Below are 14,240 nucleotides of genomic sequence, written 5' to 3' on the forward strand. Positions count from 1 at the left end.
ATAAATGATCTGATTCAATCATTTCAAAGGCATGTAATATAGCTCCTAGACGAAATCGTACCCGACAGAACACAATCCATACGTTTTTATGAGAATAAAAAACAGCCCCGAAACTTAAAAGTAGAAATACTAACACTTGTCTTATTAGACTTTACATTACTGCATTTTGCAGTACCATAAGTTGGAGAACCCGAATTCATACTGAATACGCAAAATTGTTTTTTTACTTTATAATTATCGCCGTTTCTAACAACGTGATAGTCCACTGGTGGATAATCAAGGTCATCAGCATAATTTAGTTTAACCGAGGCATTGATATCATTTGGAGTAGAAGCGTCAAATGAGATCAAGTTCTTGTCAATCTCGGTAATGGGATCAAGTTCTTGTCATTTGGTTTTGACAAGAACTTGATCCCATAAATACAAAAAGCCGCGTTATTCGCGGCCTTTAATGAGATAATGTTCTTGTCACCCGACAATTTCCGACGACGTTTAACTATGTCGGGAATGTTATCAAGTTCTTGAGGTTCTTTGGACATCGTATCAAAGAGCCATCAACGATTAATTCCACGCCATTTACATAGCTGTCATCAAATCTGACCTAGACCGCCATCTACGAATAACTCGATGCCATTAACATAACTGCTTTCATCAGATGCAAGGAACATCACAGCATTGGCCATCTCTTCAACCGTTCCCACTCTGCCTGATGGAATCATATTTTTGGCTTGTTCAACAACGGCATCGACATGCTCTCCAAATAGGTGATCATAGGCAGGCGTTTGAACCATTCCGGGACTTAGGATGTTTACGCGAATGCCTGTACCTTTCAGATCTAGGATCCAATTGCGAGCCAACTGTCTGATCGCAGCTTTAGATGCTCCATAGACGCTGAAAGCAGCAGAATTTGCCTGAGATCCCGTCATGATAATCGAGCCGATGTTATTTGGAAACAGAGGCAGGGCTTTTTGAACCGTGAACAGGGTTCCTTTCACATTCACGTCAAACGTGCTTCGGTATTGTTCTTCCGTGATTTGACCGAGTGGAAGAAAAGTTCCGACTCCTGCGTTGGCGAACAAGATGTCCAAATGCCCTTTCTCTCGTTTTACCGTCTCGAATAGCTTGTCTAAGTCTTCAAGTTTGGAGATATCGCCTTGTACGCCTGTCACTCGCTCCCCGATTGCACTTATAGCCGCATCCAGTTCGCTTTGTCTGCGTCCGGTAATGAACACATGAGCCCCTTCTGCAACGAATTGTTTCGCTGTCGCAAGGCCAATACCGCTGGTCCCTCCAGTGATTACCGCAACTTTACCTTCAAATTTCTCCATTTATGAAACCTCCATTCATTTATTAAAAAATTAAATTTGAGCAACCCCGCCGTCTACGAATAGCTCAATTCCATTCACGTAACTACTTTCACTTGAAGCAAGGTACATGACGGCATTGGCAATATCTTCAACCGTTCCCACTCGGCCTAGAGGCGTTATGTTTTTCGCATGTTCAAGAACGGCATTCTTATTCTCGCCGAACAAGTAATCATAGGCAGGCGTATTAACGAATCCTGGACTTAGTACATTTACACGAATGCCAGTTCCTTTGAGGTCAAGGATCCAGTTACGAGTCAACTGCCGAATGGCTGCCTTTGATGCTCCGTAGACGCTGAATGCAGGATCACCGATCGAACCCGCAGTAGACCCCGTCAGAATGATGGATCCAACTTTATCCGGAAACAATGCAAGAGCTTTTTGAACAGTGAAAATCGTGCCTTTCACGTTAACATCAAACGTTTTATAATAAATTTCTTCCGTAATTTCACCCAATGGCTGCATATGTCCAAGCCCTGCATTCGCGAAGAGAATATCCAAATGCCCGCTTTGCTTCTTTACCGTCGCATAGAGCTTATCCAGATCTTCCAGATTGGAAATGTCTCCTTGCACGCCGGTTACATTGTTCCCGATTTGTTTTACTGCTTCATCAAGCTCCGCTTGCCTGCGTCCCGTGATATAGACATGAGCACCTTCTTGTGCGAATTGCTTCGCTGCTTGAAGACCGATACCGCTCGTACCACCTGTTACGACTGCTACTTTACCATCTAATTTACCCATGATTATTCCTCCGTGTGATGTTCCAGGTTACATCCATTGACATTGTGCTCACTCTAATCGCAGAGCATCCTCAGCTTTTGAATTCAGGATCTTGGTGCACATTTGCTTCGCTCCAGACCAAAAACATATATTTTCAATTATGGATTGATTCATTGTTCACTCCCTTTCTTACGCATTAACTGTCCAATTTAGCTGATCGCTCAATAAAGCTTTTACCTAAACCTCAGCTACGGCTTAGTTTAATACAAACACGAAATGGTTAGCAGTAAGTTACATTACATTACTCGTATCAATTTTTCGTCGCTGAAGTGACAGCGGAACAGAATTCTCCTGTTGATCGTTGCAGTCATCCCTTCCAACCGTCGGCAATGAGATTAAGTTCTTGTCAATTTCGGAAATGGGATCAAGTTCTTGTCATTTGGTTTTGACAAAAACTTGATCCCATAAATACAAAAAGCCGCGATATTCTGCCTTTAATGACATAATGTTCTTGTCACCCGACATCAAGTTAGTTTCCCTTTCTTGCATTCGAATTTGAGCCGAATTATTGCGGTTCCATCTCTCTTCTCTCCCAGCCGCACGTAATGATCAGCTGCTGTTGAGGTTTGTTGAGCTAACGTTCCTCGAAGGTGAGCTTACGGATGTTTTTTCACACATGTTGTATAAGTCTATAAATGGCCTCAAGTGGCTATACTGGGGGGGGTAAAATGTGCCAATATAAGGAGCGAAAAAATGGGAATTCTGAATGAGGGGAATCCAAAAGACCAACCGCTGCATTACGGCGAAATCTTTCATATTTGGATCTATTCGGCAAAGAAGAAAACGACCATTTCCACCTATCAGCTCTACCTATCGCACGCAGGCGATAATGATTTGAAGCGTTTATTGAACAATCTCGTTAAACAGGCTCGGCAAGCCGCAGAAGAATGTGACGAACTACTCGTCCATAATGGCATAATGCCCCCGCCTTCCCTACCGGAGCGCCCGTCGGTGAGACTGGAAGAAATTCCAGCCGGCGCCCGTTTCTCAGATGTAGAAATCGCGGTCGCAGTTGGCGAGAATCTGGCTGCTGGTCTGGTAGCTTGCAGTCAAATTACCGGGAGTTCGATCCGCATCGACGTCGGCTTGTTGTTCTCGAAGTACTACGCCCTCCATCTTGCATCGTCTGCAGTCGCACTGGGAATAAGCAAAGAGAAAGGCTGGCTCGTTCCTCCTCCACTTCAGATACGTCGGCCGGAACATTAACCAAAGTAGCAATGCAAAAAACGAAATATGGACAGCCCGTCACTCCACGGACTGCCCTCTGTTTGTGTTGCAGCGTTATACGCCTACGGCTTCCGGACGCTTGATTTGAAGTGGCGGCGGTATCAGCCACCCTTTCTCTTTGCTCAGACGCAGCATTGTTACGCCGAGAGCGGCTTTGGTCACATGATATTTGCCGAATAAGGCGCCGACGTCTTCACGAATCGACAGCCCCATCGCCGTACTAGCGGCAACTAGGCCGGCGGCCAGATTTGTCGATAAAATAGCCGCAATCTCCAGATCGGCGAATCTTGCCCCAACTGGAATCTCCTCCAGCTTCGCTTCCGGGCGTTCCGGCGGCTTAGGAGTCGGCGTAATGCCGTTGGCGATCAAAATCTCGTCCAACTCACTGATTTCCAATTGTGCTTGTTGAATGCAGTCTTCCAAGATCGCACGAAGATCCATGTCCCCCGTGTGGAATTTTAGTGCGTTGTAAGAGGAAACGAGGCCTTTTGCCATCGTCGATGCCTCCCAAATTGCGAAAATCTCGCCGTAATGCAATGGTTCGTCTTTTGGGTTGCCACTTAAAACACCCATGCTGTGATCGCTCCTTCAAAGGAATTGTGTCGTGCCCGGATCGCAGCCGAGAACATTTATAATATAACCTGGGAAAGCGCGACTATCCTGCGCAGAACCTTGAAATAATAGGCATACTTATACACCTCTTGAAGTTGTTCTTACCTTATTACCGGCAGCTTCAATGCGTCCTGCAGCAATTGTCGACGCTAAAAAACCAACAAGCGCAAACATGGCATTAAAACAATTAGCTCCTGTTTCAAATTGAATTGCCTAGCTGCCGTTTCTTCTTTCCTGCACTTTATCAGATGAATTCAATCTTGAAACGCCGCCATTCGGCCCTGTAGCCTACAAGAGCGTCTCGGCTCCGTCGATGGAAATCTTCGTGCCGGTAATATGGCTGGACTGGTCGGAAGCGAGGAATAACACCAAATCGGCGACCTGCTCGGGCCGCTTCTCAATCGGTTCAACTGGTGTCGTTATTAAACTATTCTCCCCGTTACTTCAATGGACGGCATCCGATCGTGTGACTGTCGATGCTTTTTCATGGCCAAGCATTCCTTGAATAAAATCTAACGGTGCCCCATTATCTAATAGCGGCATGCATAAGTATGACGAAATTGAGGGTATACGTTTGCCTCGATTGTCCGCGAACTGCCAGCCGCTTTATCGCCCACCTAAGAGTTGGAATGGCCATGCGCTTAACCGGATTAGTGTCTGTTACAAATAAGGCCTTACACGAATCCTTACGGCTTGCCAAGTACTTCTTCAACCATACTTTACACTTTGTTGTGAAGTAATTTTCTCTTTGTTTTGAACCTTTTCCATTTACAATGGCGGAGCAATTCTCCCAATTTAGATCCTCAATGTTTATTTTCTCGACCTCTCCATAGCGTCTCGTTAGCATAGGGAAAGTGGGAACCCTGACCTCATACATACCTATTTAATATGGTAACGTTCAATAATGGATTGATGCGCTTTTGGATGTGCAAGAATAAAATCTCGCGCTTTACTCATTTCGGAAGCTGGTAATTTTCCAGCCAATACATCGGCCATCAGATTAAGGTAGTACCGGGCTTCCACTTGAGTAAATTTCTTGTGACCAATCACTGGATTTCCTTGTCCTTGATTTACCTGGGCATACACCGCTGTACCCCCTACTGCCAACGTCGTCACGACAGCACCCAGAATAAGTGCCTTCCTCAATTCTGTCCACTCCCTTTCTTACAAGATAATATATATGACGTTAGGAATGTAAAATAGTTACAATACTAAAGGTTTGTACGAAACTAATGGTTCACCGGACTATCGTTAACGAATTGAGAGTAGTTGCGCTAAACTGCTTTTAGCTTAATGAAATAAGGAGCAGCTGCCGCGGCGGCAAACTGCTCCTGGATCATTGAACTATAGTTTCCCGTTAGCTGAATCAACTTTCAACGCTTTCCCACATATAAGTGATACGGTTCTCCGCGCAGTCAGTAAAGGCAATTTTCGTTTTTCTCACGACATACGCAGGTTCCCAATATCCAGGCTCGTCTCTTAACTTAAGTCAATGCATGTAAACATCCCTCTAGTTACAATGTAATCATTACTTAAACTTAGGAGGGTTTTCATGGGGTATTCCAAGGATAGGGTTATCGGATCAGCGGGGGTCTTGGTAGATTCTCTTCTTAATTCTGCTTAGTGACTCCGGAGTAATGCCGAGATAACTGGACAATTGATGTTGGGGTACCCGGTCGATGAGAGATGGGCGTTTTATTTGCAGCGTCTTAAAGCGTTCTTCGGGCGAAGAAGCGATAAAAGCAGCAAATTCCTCTTGGACCTGACTAAAGTTCTCCTCGATCATCCTACGGGTCATAGTCTCCAATTGAGGGTGTTTGATGTACATGTCCTTTTCCATATCCAGGTCGCCAACGACCATTGCGGAGTCTTCCATGCACTTGAAAGTGTAATCGGACGACTTGTCTGGTTTGTGATGATTAAAAATGGCGATGGCTTGCTCTTCGGTGTAGAAATTAAATGTGACCTCTCTACCATCCTCATCGATAGCATACTGCCTAACGCAGCCTTTCAAGATGAAATAACATTTTGTGGGGACATCTCCTTGTTTAATAAGAACGGTTCCCTTTTTAAATTCTTCTATACGGATCTGGTCCACAATGACTTGCTGATCTTCCTCGTTAAGGGAAGTCCATCTTGACATGTACTTGTATAAAATGTTTTTCATTACCGCTTCTATTCATCTCCTTCCGTTCAACACATATTCATTATCTAATGTTAGGGAGCCTTTTGTACAGGATCGTTGCAGTTATATTCTACAAATAGCAAACTAAAGAATAGGAGAGAACCCATGAGAGCCATGATCCAAATCTCGTATGGTCCACCTGAAGTGATTGTCCCGCAAGAAATAGCTAAACCGTCGCCAAGAGACAAGGAAATTATCATACGTATCCAGGCAGCGTCAGTAGGACCGTCAGACTGCGCTATTCGCAAGGGCGATCCAGCTATAATTAAATTGATCTACGGATGGTCCAGACCAAAATATGCAATTAGAGGATGCGAATTAGCCGGAGAGATCGAAGCGATCGGTAAAGAAGTAACCCGTTTTAAAGCAGGGGATCGCGTATTGGGGATGAGCGTCAAAACCTTTGGTGCACATGCCGACTACAAGTGCCTTTCCGAAGAGTGCCCCCTAGCGTTAATACCGGACAACATCACCTTTGAAGAAGCCGTCGCCATCTGTGACGGCGGTGCAACCGCGTTGACGTTTCTAAGAGATAAGGCAAAGTTGCGGAAGGGACAAAAGGTGCTGATCAATGGTGCCTCGGGGGCTGTCGGAATCTACGCTGTGCAATTAGCCAAATACTATGACGCTGAAGTAACTGGTGTTTGCTCTGCCGGCAACGAAAGTCTGGTAAGAAAAGCAGGTGCAGATTTCATTATTGATTATACCCAGGAGGATTTCACGAAGTCGGACAAAGCCTATGATGTCGTTTTTGATGCTGTAGGCAAACGTTCCTTCTCGGCATGCAAGCGTGTACTTACGACCAAGGGAATTTATCTGACTACCGTACCCAAGCTGTCTATCATTCTACAGATGATGTGGACTTCCCTGTTTAAGGGTAAACGGGCTGTTTTTGCAACAGCCGGACTTATGCAAAACAAAGAGAACTTGGCGTTTCTCTTGGAACTCGCAAGAAATGGAACGCTGAACGCGGTGATTGATCGTCGTTATCCTTTGGAACTCCTGCCGGATGCCCACAGATATGTAGAGACCGAACGTAAAAAAGGTAACGTGATTATTAAGTTCTAAAGTTAGCCGTGACCTTTTCGCGCAAAAACTTGCCGTTACTAATGCTACGGTTCACCGTTTGAATAATCTTAAACTATCCTGCCATTTCGTATTCAATGGAATCGGCAGCCGATTGTCTGACCGGCTGCCGTTGCGTCTCCATTCAACTATCGTTCCCCGTTAGGATTCCTGTAGAGCGTTAATTTTCACTGATGATACCGACCAATTCCGCAACTGCGTCGGCTCCTAAGATCGCGCGCTCGATCGCCTCGTCGTTATCCAAAGAACCGACTATCACGGATAAACGCTCGTGCCGAAGCTCGAACCGCTTCGGCGATCAGACGTTTTTTTTCGGCCCGCTGCTGACAGCGGGAGCTTGCCGGTTAAATCTCGTGTCAACCAGTTGACCGTAAAGGAACGCGGCCAGATCTGCTCTCTTCAGCTTCATGCCGACCGTAGAATGACCATAGTATCCGACCTTAGAAAACTGCCGGGCCTACCGGTCAAAACTAGAATTCTCGCTAGCCCTGCGGACCTATCTCACATTGTGGGAATGATCATGCTGACCATCGCAAGAAGCAGCTGGCGCCCCAATTGAAATCGGTCCTTCCGATCAGGCACGCTCAGTGCAGAAGCTGCAATGCTGTTTAATACATTGGATTCAGATCTATACAAACTCACAAACTTAACTGCGTCATAGTTGGTTTCGAGCCCACAGGCCACTACGTAGTTGGAATCAACTTCCCAGCATTACTGCACTTTTGATAGAGTTGCTCTTATGGAACCCGGTTTGAGAGCGGCCCCTTATTAGAAACTTTTGGCAGCTTCCTTAGCTTGTGCAATTGCTTTTTCTTTAATAGCTGGCGCTTGCTCTTGTGATTTTAATGCCGTTCCTTCAACAAAAATTGCCTCAATTGATTGAATCCCATAGAACTGTAAAACCTTTTTCAAATAACTGTATCCCATTTCCAGTGGAGATAAAGGACCTTCCGAATAAACAGAACCACTAGCTTGAATGTGTAAGACTTTCTTACCGGTCAACAGACCTTCAGGGCCGTATTCAGTATATCTAAAAGTCTTGCCCGGAATTGAAGTCGCATCAGTGTATGTTTTCAAAACCGGTGGAATCGAGAAATTCCACATCGGGGAAACATATACGTACTTATCAGCAGCCACGAATTGATCAACAATCGCCTCAAGACGAGCCACTTTTGACTTTTCACCATCAGTCAGTTGATCGAAGGATGATCCCGATCGTAGCTTTTCCCAACCTCTTAAAACATCAGCATCAAATTGCGGAATATTCTCTTTGTACAGATCCAAATGAACAACTTCATCTCCTGGATTCGCCTCGCTATACGCTTCAATAAACTCTTTGCCTACCGCGAGGCTGTAGGATGATTGGGGATCGAGAGGGTGAGCGGTAATGTACAATACGATTGCCATGAATTAAAACTTCCCTTCTGTAATCAGCATTTTATACTTCCAAGGATAATCATATTATATATACTTACTTATTTTAAGTAGGCACAATAATGTGGTATAGTATTAAAAAAGATACTGTTTCGGAGGCCTACGTATGAAAAAGAACCCTCTCCAATGTCAATTTGTTGTGGCGTTGGATTCGATCGTCGGCAAATGGAAGCCGATTATTCTTTATCATTTACTTCAAGGTAAAACTTTGCGGTTCAATGAGCTAAGAAGATTGCTGCCCGACATCACTCAAAGGATGCTTACGCTCCATCTGCGTGAATTGGAAGAGGAAGAGATCGTTAAACGAGTCGTCTATCCGCAAATCCCGCCGAAAGTGGAATACTCCATCACGGAATACGGCATGAGCCTGTCTCCGATTTTGGAAACCTTACATCAATGGGGAGTGGCCCATGTTGAGCGAAAGCAGCTCAGTAAGGAGAAAAATGAGCATATAGAAACGGACTAGCGTTCGACATTACGCTAGTCCGTTTCTTCTACTGCGAGTCACAATTTAAACTAAAGTGATTACGAGGCACGTCCGGCACCGCGTACCTTTTAGCTTAACGAGGCTGCCGTACATATTCGCGGCAGCCTCGTTTGTTTCCTTTGTTCAACTATCGTCTCCCGTTAGGATTCCTGTAGGGCGTTAATTTTGCGCTTTGCACAAAAACGAGCGCCTCCGGTACGATGGGTTAGTCACTGGTCATAGCCCTTTAGCCATCATAAGGAGGTCGCTCTATCTTGAAGTTTAAAGCTCAAGCCAACTCCTCGAACGCATTTCAACCCAACACCTTGTCGTCGGCATCGACATCGCCCAGCAAACGCACGTTGCACGTGCCGTCAACTTCCGTGGCATTCTGCTTGGCGCTCCGCTTCACTTCTCCAACGACGATGCCGGCTTCAGCCTACTGCTGCAGTGGATGAAAGATCTGCAGGAAACGTACACACTAAACGACACCATCATCGACATGGAACCAACCGGCCATTATTGGCACAGCCTCGCTGCCTGGCTCAAAGACCGCAAACTCGAGGTCGTGCTGGTAAACCCTCATCTCATCAAAAAGAACAAAGAAAACCGCGACAATTCCCCATCCAAAAGTGACATCAAAGATGCCTTTGTTATCGCCGACATGGTGAAGAACGGCTACTACACCATCATTAAAGAAAACAGTGAAGTGTTCATGGAACTCCGCGTCCTCATGGCGAACCGGGAGACCATTGTCCATCGTCTCGTCAGCGTCAAGAACCAGATTCACCGCTGGGTCGACATTGTCTTCCCCGAGCTGCGGCAGGTTTACAAACACCTCATGGGCTCCAGATCGCTAGCAACCTTGCGTCTCTTTCCTACGCCTGCCGATCTTCAAAAACTCACGTTTCGTCAAGTCGTCGACGGTTGGAAAACGGTCATGAAGCGGCACAGCGGTGAACGAAGAGCTGGTGAACTACTAGCTCTAGCAGCGCGCTCAGTTGGCGCCAAACATGCCAAGAAAGCCTACAAGCTTTATCTACAACAGTTACTTGCCGAATACGATCTGGCTACGGAGCAGCTGCAGGTCATCGAAGGTGAAGTGGCGGCTACTCTGGCCCGGATCCCACTAGCCAAGCCGCTGCTGGCCATCAAGGGCATGAGCATCTTGTCTGCCGCCGGCATTCTGGGTGAAGCTGGCAACCTCAGCGGCTATTCACACGGCAATGCATTGCTGCGACATGCCGCCCTTAATCTCGCTGAAGCGAGTTCAGGCAAATGGAAGGGCCAAATGTCCATCAGCAAACGTGGCCGACCAAGGCTTCGGCATGCCCTCGTGGAGCAGCGTGCAACAGAGCAGTACAAAAAGGAGCGAAAACTCGCCCCTTCTGTTCCCATGCGCTTCGGTTGCCAAACTTGACAGTACGTCCCCTCTTCTATCCGGGTAGCCATTTTTTCCATTGGAGAGATCCTGTAAATAAGCGAGCATTCGTGAGAAAACTACATTTTACCGAGGGAGTTCAACGTAGCGCAGACGTTATTTCTCGCTTGATGCTTCATTAATGCGAATTCTAAGCTGTTCGCGGGAATGGGATCAAGTTCTTGTCAATTTCGGTAATGGGATCAAGTTCTTGTCATTTGGTTTTGACAAGAACTTGATCTCATAAAAAACAAAAAGCCGCAATATTCGCGGCCTTTAATGAGATAATGTTCTTGTCGCCCGGCACCTCTCCCGCGATTTTACGCTGAGCCTTCCTCCAAAAGTTTTACGCCGTATTGAAGCCGAATGACATCCGATGGCGGCGGCGACCTCATGAACCTTATACTGGGGATACCCCAGCATCTCCTTGGCCCTCGACAGCCGGCGCTCGTGAATATAGTCGGACAAATAGGAACCCGTCACTTGGTGAAAGAGTCTGGAAAAATACTTCGGATTGAAATACATTTTGTCTGCAAAGTCAACGACAAATCGTCGCCCAAGTGCTCCTGAATGTACTGTTGAACAAGAAAGATCGCCGCCGCGGACCGTCTCTCCTGCATCCTCTTCCCATCCTCCTTTGGAACTCAAAGAACGGCCTATTCGGTCGTTTTCCTCACAATATCGACCCAGCCGCCGCGTTGGAGGCAATTCCGCAGCGCAAACGACTGCATGATGCCGTCGATTCCTTCCTCGCTCAGTCCGACGAACTGTTTGGCAAACGGAACTTGAAGCTGAACCGGCGCGATGCATTCGCTCAGATAGAACAATAGGGTTCGGTTCAGCTCCTCCGCCGTCGGAGCCCCATCCAGACCGTCGGTTACTTCGTGGAAATGCGTGCCGAGGGCGCGGCATAAGCCGATCCATGCAGTCTCGTCCGAATTGTCCGCGAACGGATTGCAGTTCAGCGCATCAATGGCGCGGCTGACCGGAGCGATGCGCCGCGCCCATTCCGATTCGGGATCGACATAGACGATGCCGGTTTTGCCGAGATCCTTGTAAATGCCGAACGTCCAGGAGTCTCCCTGCTCTTCGGCGATCGAGAGGATATCTTCGAGAAAGCGCAGCCGCGACGCTTCCGAGACCGTCGACGGGAACGTCGCGCTTGTCTCCCCGAACCAGTTGGGCACCCCGTTTTTCCGCATGAAGTCGGTTCGCTCGATATATAACCGACTCAGCGCCTCCCGGTCCCAGTATTGACCGTGTCTGTCCTTCCCGGGATACTCCATATTCCCCATTCCGCAGTCGGAATATAAATGCAAGCTGTATACCGCATTCCCGTCAAACGGCTTTTCGATCCCCTCGAACCGGGACGAGTAGCCGTCGCCTTCGATAAACACGATATGCCGAGTATCCACTTCGCGGATCGCCCGGATCGACTCGCGGTAAAACTCGTTAAGCTGGTCGAGGTTCGGCGTGATCGGCTCGTTCAACAGATCGTAACCGGCAATGACGGGCTCATCGCGATAGCGGCGCGCGATTTCCCGCCATAGCGCGGCAGCGCGCTCCCGATGCGACCGGTGCTCCCAGAAGCCTGCCGTCCCGCTTATGTTATCCGAATGGAAATTCGGATTTTGCCCGCCTTGAGCGGCATGCAGATCAAGAATCAAATAAATGCCGTTATCGCGCGCCCAACCGATGGCTTTGTCAAGCCACGCGAACCCTTCGGACAAGTAGGCGAAAGGCTCGTCATCCTTCTCGAAATGCCGATAGTTGAACGGGATACGGACCAGATTGCACCCCAGGCTCCGGATGAACCGGAAATCGTTCTCGCTGATGAAATGGTTCATAAAACTCGTAAAAAAAAACATCCCGAGCTCCGGTCCGAGCACGCGTTCGACCGCTTGCCGCAAGCCCGATTCGTGCCCCGGCATGCCGATGATGAAGTTCTCCAAATTCAACCAGCTTGCGAACGAAAATCCGCGCAGCCGCACTTCGGAGCCGCGGCTGTCGACGATCCGCCGTCCGTCAACCTTCAGAAAATCCATTCCTGTACACCTCTTCCGTATGTAATCCATGAAACCTGGAGCGATACCGCTTGCTTCCAATTTTCGTTCATTGTAACAAAACGCACCCGCAAGTTATATAAGGCAATGCTCTAAAAAATATGGCATTCCTATGCCTTTACCCATGCAACGAATCCGGCGCTGCAAATTAAAAAGGGCAACCGCCGAATTCGGCAGCTGCCCTACAGCTCAATCGCGTTACTGGAACACCCTCACGTAATCGACATACATGTCGATCTGATCGTTATACTTGGCCAGATCGGTCGGCCAACCGCCGCCAAGCGCAAGATTCAGCATGAAGTAAAGCGGCGTGCACGCTTGGGAGAACGAAGGCTGGCTCCATACCTGAACGTTATCAATGTAGAAATAGATCGTCGTCGGCGTTACCTTCGTGCCGTACGTGTGCCATGTCGAAGCATTATCCCCGTAAGCAAAGTTGGATTCCGAGCAATTGGTCTGATGCGTCTCCGGACTGACTCCCCACCAATGAACGGAGCTGCACGCGCCCGTCGAAGCGTGTCCGTAAGCTTCTACCGTATCCAGCTCCGCGGTAGAGGAGACATGCGAGGGGCCGGTGCTGTTCTTCGACATGAGCCAGAAGGCAGGCCATGCGCCTTTTCCGTTCGGCATCAGAATGCGCGGCTCAAAATATCCGTTCGTGGCGGCGATCCCCGTTCCATCCAATCGGACGGAAGACAACAATCCACCAAAATGCGTACGCCCCCAGCCTTGCGGATCGACATACCCGGTCGGCGTTTTGGTCGAGCGAATGCGCAAGTACTGATTGCCAAGAATGGCGAACGGATTGTATGCCGACGCGGGATCCGCGAATATCGCGTCGCCGAAGTCGGATCCGTTCGGCCAGTCCGGTTTGACTGCGGCATACGTCGTTCCCGCTCCCGTTAGCCGAATACTGACCGCGCACTTGGTTCCCCAATGTCCATTCCCGCCAGCAGCCTCATACCGAAAAAAACTCCTTCTCGAGCATCATGCACAAAGCATGATAGATCGGAAGATGCCACTCTTGAACGACAGGCGTGCTATCGCTGGGCACGCGAATGGTCACGTCGCACAGCTCTTTCATTCTCCCGCCCGTTTTCCCGGTAAGACCGATCGTCTGCACCCCTTTAACCTTCGCGACCTGCAGCGCGCGAATGACATTCGGCGAATTGCCGGAGGTAGTGAGGCCCAGCAGCGTATCGCCGGGCCTTCCATAACCATAGACTTGCTGGGCAAACATCATATCCGGAGCGACATCATTGGAGTAAGCGGTTAATAGCGCAGATGGACTGGCAAGCGAAATGGCAGGCAGCGCCCCTTGCAAATGGCCGGACAGATAAGCCCCCTCTTCCGGAAAAGCCCGCGCAAACAGACCTTGCTCTTCTGCGGAGAGCACTCTCCTCGACATAAAGCCTTTCATTAGCTCGCCTACGATATGTTCGCTGTCGGACGCGCTGCCGCCGTTGCCGCAAATCAGCAGTTTGCCATCCTGCCGGAAGCTCTCCTTGAGCAATTCATAGGCCCGCACAATGTCTTGCCGGCATTCCTCCAGCTCCTGATATTTCTTCATCAACATTCCCATTACATCATCCATCTGCGCGCTC

General features: G+C 48.2%; 14 protein-coding genes and 2 pseudogenes. 4 read left to right on the forward strand and 12 right to left on the reverse strand.

Annotation, left to right across the window (positions count from 1 at the left end):
- Window positions 1-589: 589 nt before the first annotated feature.
- Both GT003_RS05270 and GT003_RS05275 read right to left on the reverse strand, forming a co-directional pair.
- Entirely contained in the window at window positions 590-1,327 is a 738-nt protein-coding gene (locus GT003_RS05270; RefSeq protein WP_161695148.1) for an SDR family NAD(P)-dependent oxidoreductase, read from the reverse strand.
- A 30-nt stretch (window positions 1,328-1,357) separates the two neighbouring features.
- Window positions 1,358-2,104 (reverse strand): SDR family NAD(P)-dependent oxidoreductase, encoded by a 747-nt coding sequence (locus GT003_RS05275; protein WP_161695150.1) that lies wholly within the window; start codon window positions 2,102-2,104, stop codon window positions 1,358-1,360.
- A 732-nt stretch (window positions 2,105-2,836) separates the two neighbouring features.
- Between GT003_RS05275 and GT003_RS05280 the strand changes: the two genes are divergently transcribed.
- Entirely contained in the window at window positions 2,837-3,349 is a 513-nt protein-coding gene (locus tag GT003_RS05280) for a DUF3231 family protein (protein ID WP_161695152.1), read from the forward strand.
- Between the two features lie 75 nt (window positions 3,350-3,424).
- Here the strand turns inward: GT003_RS05280 and GT003_RS05285 are convergent, their stop codons facing one another.
- The 5 genes and pseudogenes from GT003_RS05285 to GT003_RS05300 all read right to left on the reverse strand — a co-directional run bounded on the left by GT003_RS05285 (window position 3,425) and on the right by GT003_RS05300 (window position 6,149).
- Window positions 3,425-3,943 (reverse strand): DUF3231 family protein, encoded by a 519-nt coding sequence (locus tag GT003_RS05285; protein ID WP_161695154.1) that lies wholly within the window; start codon window positions 3,941-3,943, stop codon window positions 3,425-3,427.
- Window positions 3,944-4,270: 327 nt separating this feature from the next.
- Window positions 4,271-4,375 (reverse strand): annotated as a pseudogene (locus GT003_RS05290) (SDR family oxidoreductase); the annotation flags it as partial.
- Between the two features lie 133 nt (window positions 4,376-4,508).
- A complete protein-coding gene (locus GT003_RS33115; RefSeq protein WP_428842589.1) occupies window positions 4,509-4,859 on the reverse strand; it encodes a tyrosine-type recombinase/integrase in 351 nt (116 codons plus the stop codon).
- A 2-nt stretch (window positions 4,860-4,861) separates the two neighbouring features.
- A complete protein-coding gene (locus GT003_RS05295; RefSeq protein ID WP_161695156.1) occupies window positions 4,862-5,128 on the reverse strand; it encodes a hypothetical protein in 267 nt (88 codons plus the stop codon).
- Window positions 5,129-5,564: 436 nt separating this feature from the next.
- On the reverse strand, window positions 5,565-6,149 hold the full coding sequence (locus GT003_RS05300; RefSeq protein ID WP_161695158.1) for a Crp/Fnr family transcriptional regulator: 585 nt from the start codon (window positions 6,147-6,149) through the stop codon (window positions 5,565-5,567).
- Between the two features lie 123 nt (window positions 6,150-6,272).
- Between GT003_RS05300 and GT003_RS05305 the strand changes: the two genes are divergently transcribed.
- Entirely contained in the window at window positions 6,273-7,235 is a 963-nt protein-coding gene (locus tag GT003_RS05305; protein WP_161695160.1) for an NAD(P)-dependent alcohol dehydrogenase, read from the forward strand.
- A 786-nt stretch (window positions 7,236-8,021) separates the two neighbouring features.
- Here the strand turns inward: GT003_RS05305 and GT003_RS05310 are convergent.
- Window positions 8,022-8,660, reverse strand: a complete 639-nt coding sequence (locus tag GT003_RS05310; RefSeq protein ID WP_161695162.1) for an NAD(P)H-dependent oxidoreductase — start codon at window positions 8,658-8,660, stop codon at window positions 8,022-8,024.
- Window positions 8,661-8,793: 133 nt separating this feature from the next.
- Here GT003_RS05310 and GT003_RS05315 point away from each other — a divergent pair, with 133 nt between their 5' ends.
- Entirely contained in the window at window positions 8,794-9,153 is a 360-nt protein-coding gene (locus tag GT003_RS05315; protein WP_161695164.1) for a winged helix-turn-helix transcriptional regulator, read from the forward strand.
- A 310-nt stretch (window positions 9,154-9,463) separates the two neighbouring features.
- Window positions 9,464-10,489 (forward strand): annotated as a pseudogene (locus GT003_RS05320) (IS110 family RNA-guided transposase); the annotation flags it as partial.
- 360 nt (window positions 10,490-10,849) lie between these two features.
- Here the strand turns inward: GT003_RS05320 and GT003_RS33120 are convergent.
- The 4 genes from GT003_RS33120 to GT003_RS05340 form a co-directional block, all read right to left on the reverse strand.
- Window positions 10,850-11,098, reverse strand: coding sequence for a helix-turn-helix domain-containing protein (locus GT003_RS33120; protein WP_420831486.1), 249 nt, complete (start codon window positions 11,096-11,098; stop codon window positions 10,850-10,852).
- Between the two features lie 131 nt (window positions 11,099-11,229).
- Window positions 11,230-12,618 (reverse strand): glycoside hydrolase family 5 protein, encoded by a 1,389-nt coding sequence (locus GT003_RS05330; RefSeq protein ID WP_161695168.1) that lies wholly within the window; start codon window positions 12,616-12,618, stop codon window positions 11,230-11,232.
- Window positions 12,619-12,834: 216 nt separating this feature from the next.
- The gene (locus tag GT003_RS05335) at window positions 12,835-13,413 is read right to left on the reverse strand and encodes a glycoside hydrolase family 16 protein (RefSeq protein WP_161695170.1); all 579 of its coding nucleotides are present in this window, start codon (window positions 13,411-13,413) and stop codon (window positions 12,835-12,837) included.
- A gap of 181 nt (window positions 13,414-13,594) precedes the next feature.
- Complete coding sequence (locus GT003_RS05340; RefSeq protein WP_161695172.1) at window positions 13,595-14,230, reverse strand: D-sedoheptulose-7-phosphate isomerase; 636 nt, start codon at window positions 14,228-14,230, stop codon at window positions 13,595-13,597.
- Window positions 14,231-14,240 lie beyond the last annotated feature (10 nt).

Source organism: Paenibacillus sacheonensis (assembly GCF_009909195.1).
Classification (GTDB): Bacteria; Bacillota; Bacilli; order Paenibacillales; family Paenibacillaceae; genus Paenibacillus_Z; species Paenibacillus_Z sacheonensis.

Coding starts and splice junctions, on each gene's coding strand:
- GT003_RS05270 (WP_161695148.1), bottom strand. CDS start 1,327: ATGGAGAAATTTGAAGGTAAAGTTGCGGTAATCACTGGAGGGACCAGC.
- GT003_RS05275 (WP_161695150.1), bottom strand. CDS start 2,104: ATGGGTAAATTAGATGGTAAAGTAGCAGTCGTAACAGGTGGTACGAGC.
- GT003_RS05280 (WP_161695152.1), top strand. CDS start 2,837: ATGGGAATTCTGAATGAGGGGAATCCAAAAGACCAACCGCTGCATTAC.
- GT003_RS05285 (WP_161695154.1), bottom strand. CDS start 3,943: ATGGGTGTTTTAAGTGGCAACCCAAAAGACGAACCATTGCATTACGGC.
- GT003_RS33115 (WP_428842589.1), bottom strand. CDS start 4,859: ATGTATGAGGTCAGGGTTCCCACTTTCCCTATGCTAACGAGACGCTAT.
- GT003_RS05300 (WP_161695158.1), bottom strand. CDS start 6,149: ATGAAAAACATTTTATACAAGTACATGTCAAGATGGACTTCCCTTAAC.
- GT003_RS05305 (WP_161695160.1), top strand. CDS start 6,273: ATGAGAGCCATGATCCAAATCTCGTATGGTCCACCTGAAGTGATTGTC.
- GT003_RS05310 (WP_161695162.1), bottom strand. CDS start 8,660: ATGGCAATCGTATTGTACATTACCGCTCACCCTCTCGATCCCCAATCA.
- GT003_RS05315 (WP_161695164.1), top strand. CDS start 8,794: ATGAAAAAGAACCCTCTCCAATGTCAATTTGTTGTGGCGTTGGATTCG.
- GT003_RS33120 (WP_420831486.1), bottom strand. CDS start 11,098: ATGTATTTCAATCCGAAGTATTTTTCCAGACTCTTTCACCAAGTGACG.
- GT003_RS05330 (WP_161695168.1), bottom strand. CDS start 12,618: ATGGATTTTCTGAAGGTTGACGGACGGCGGATCGTCGACAGCCGCGGC.
- GT003_RS05340 (WP_161695172.1), bottom strand. CDS start 14,230: ATGGATGATGTAATGGGAATGTTGATGAAGAAATATCAGGAGCTGGAG.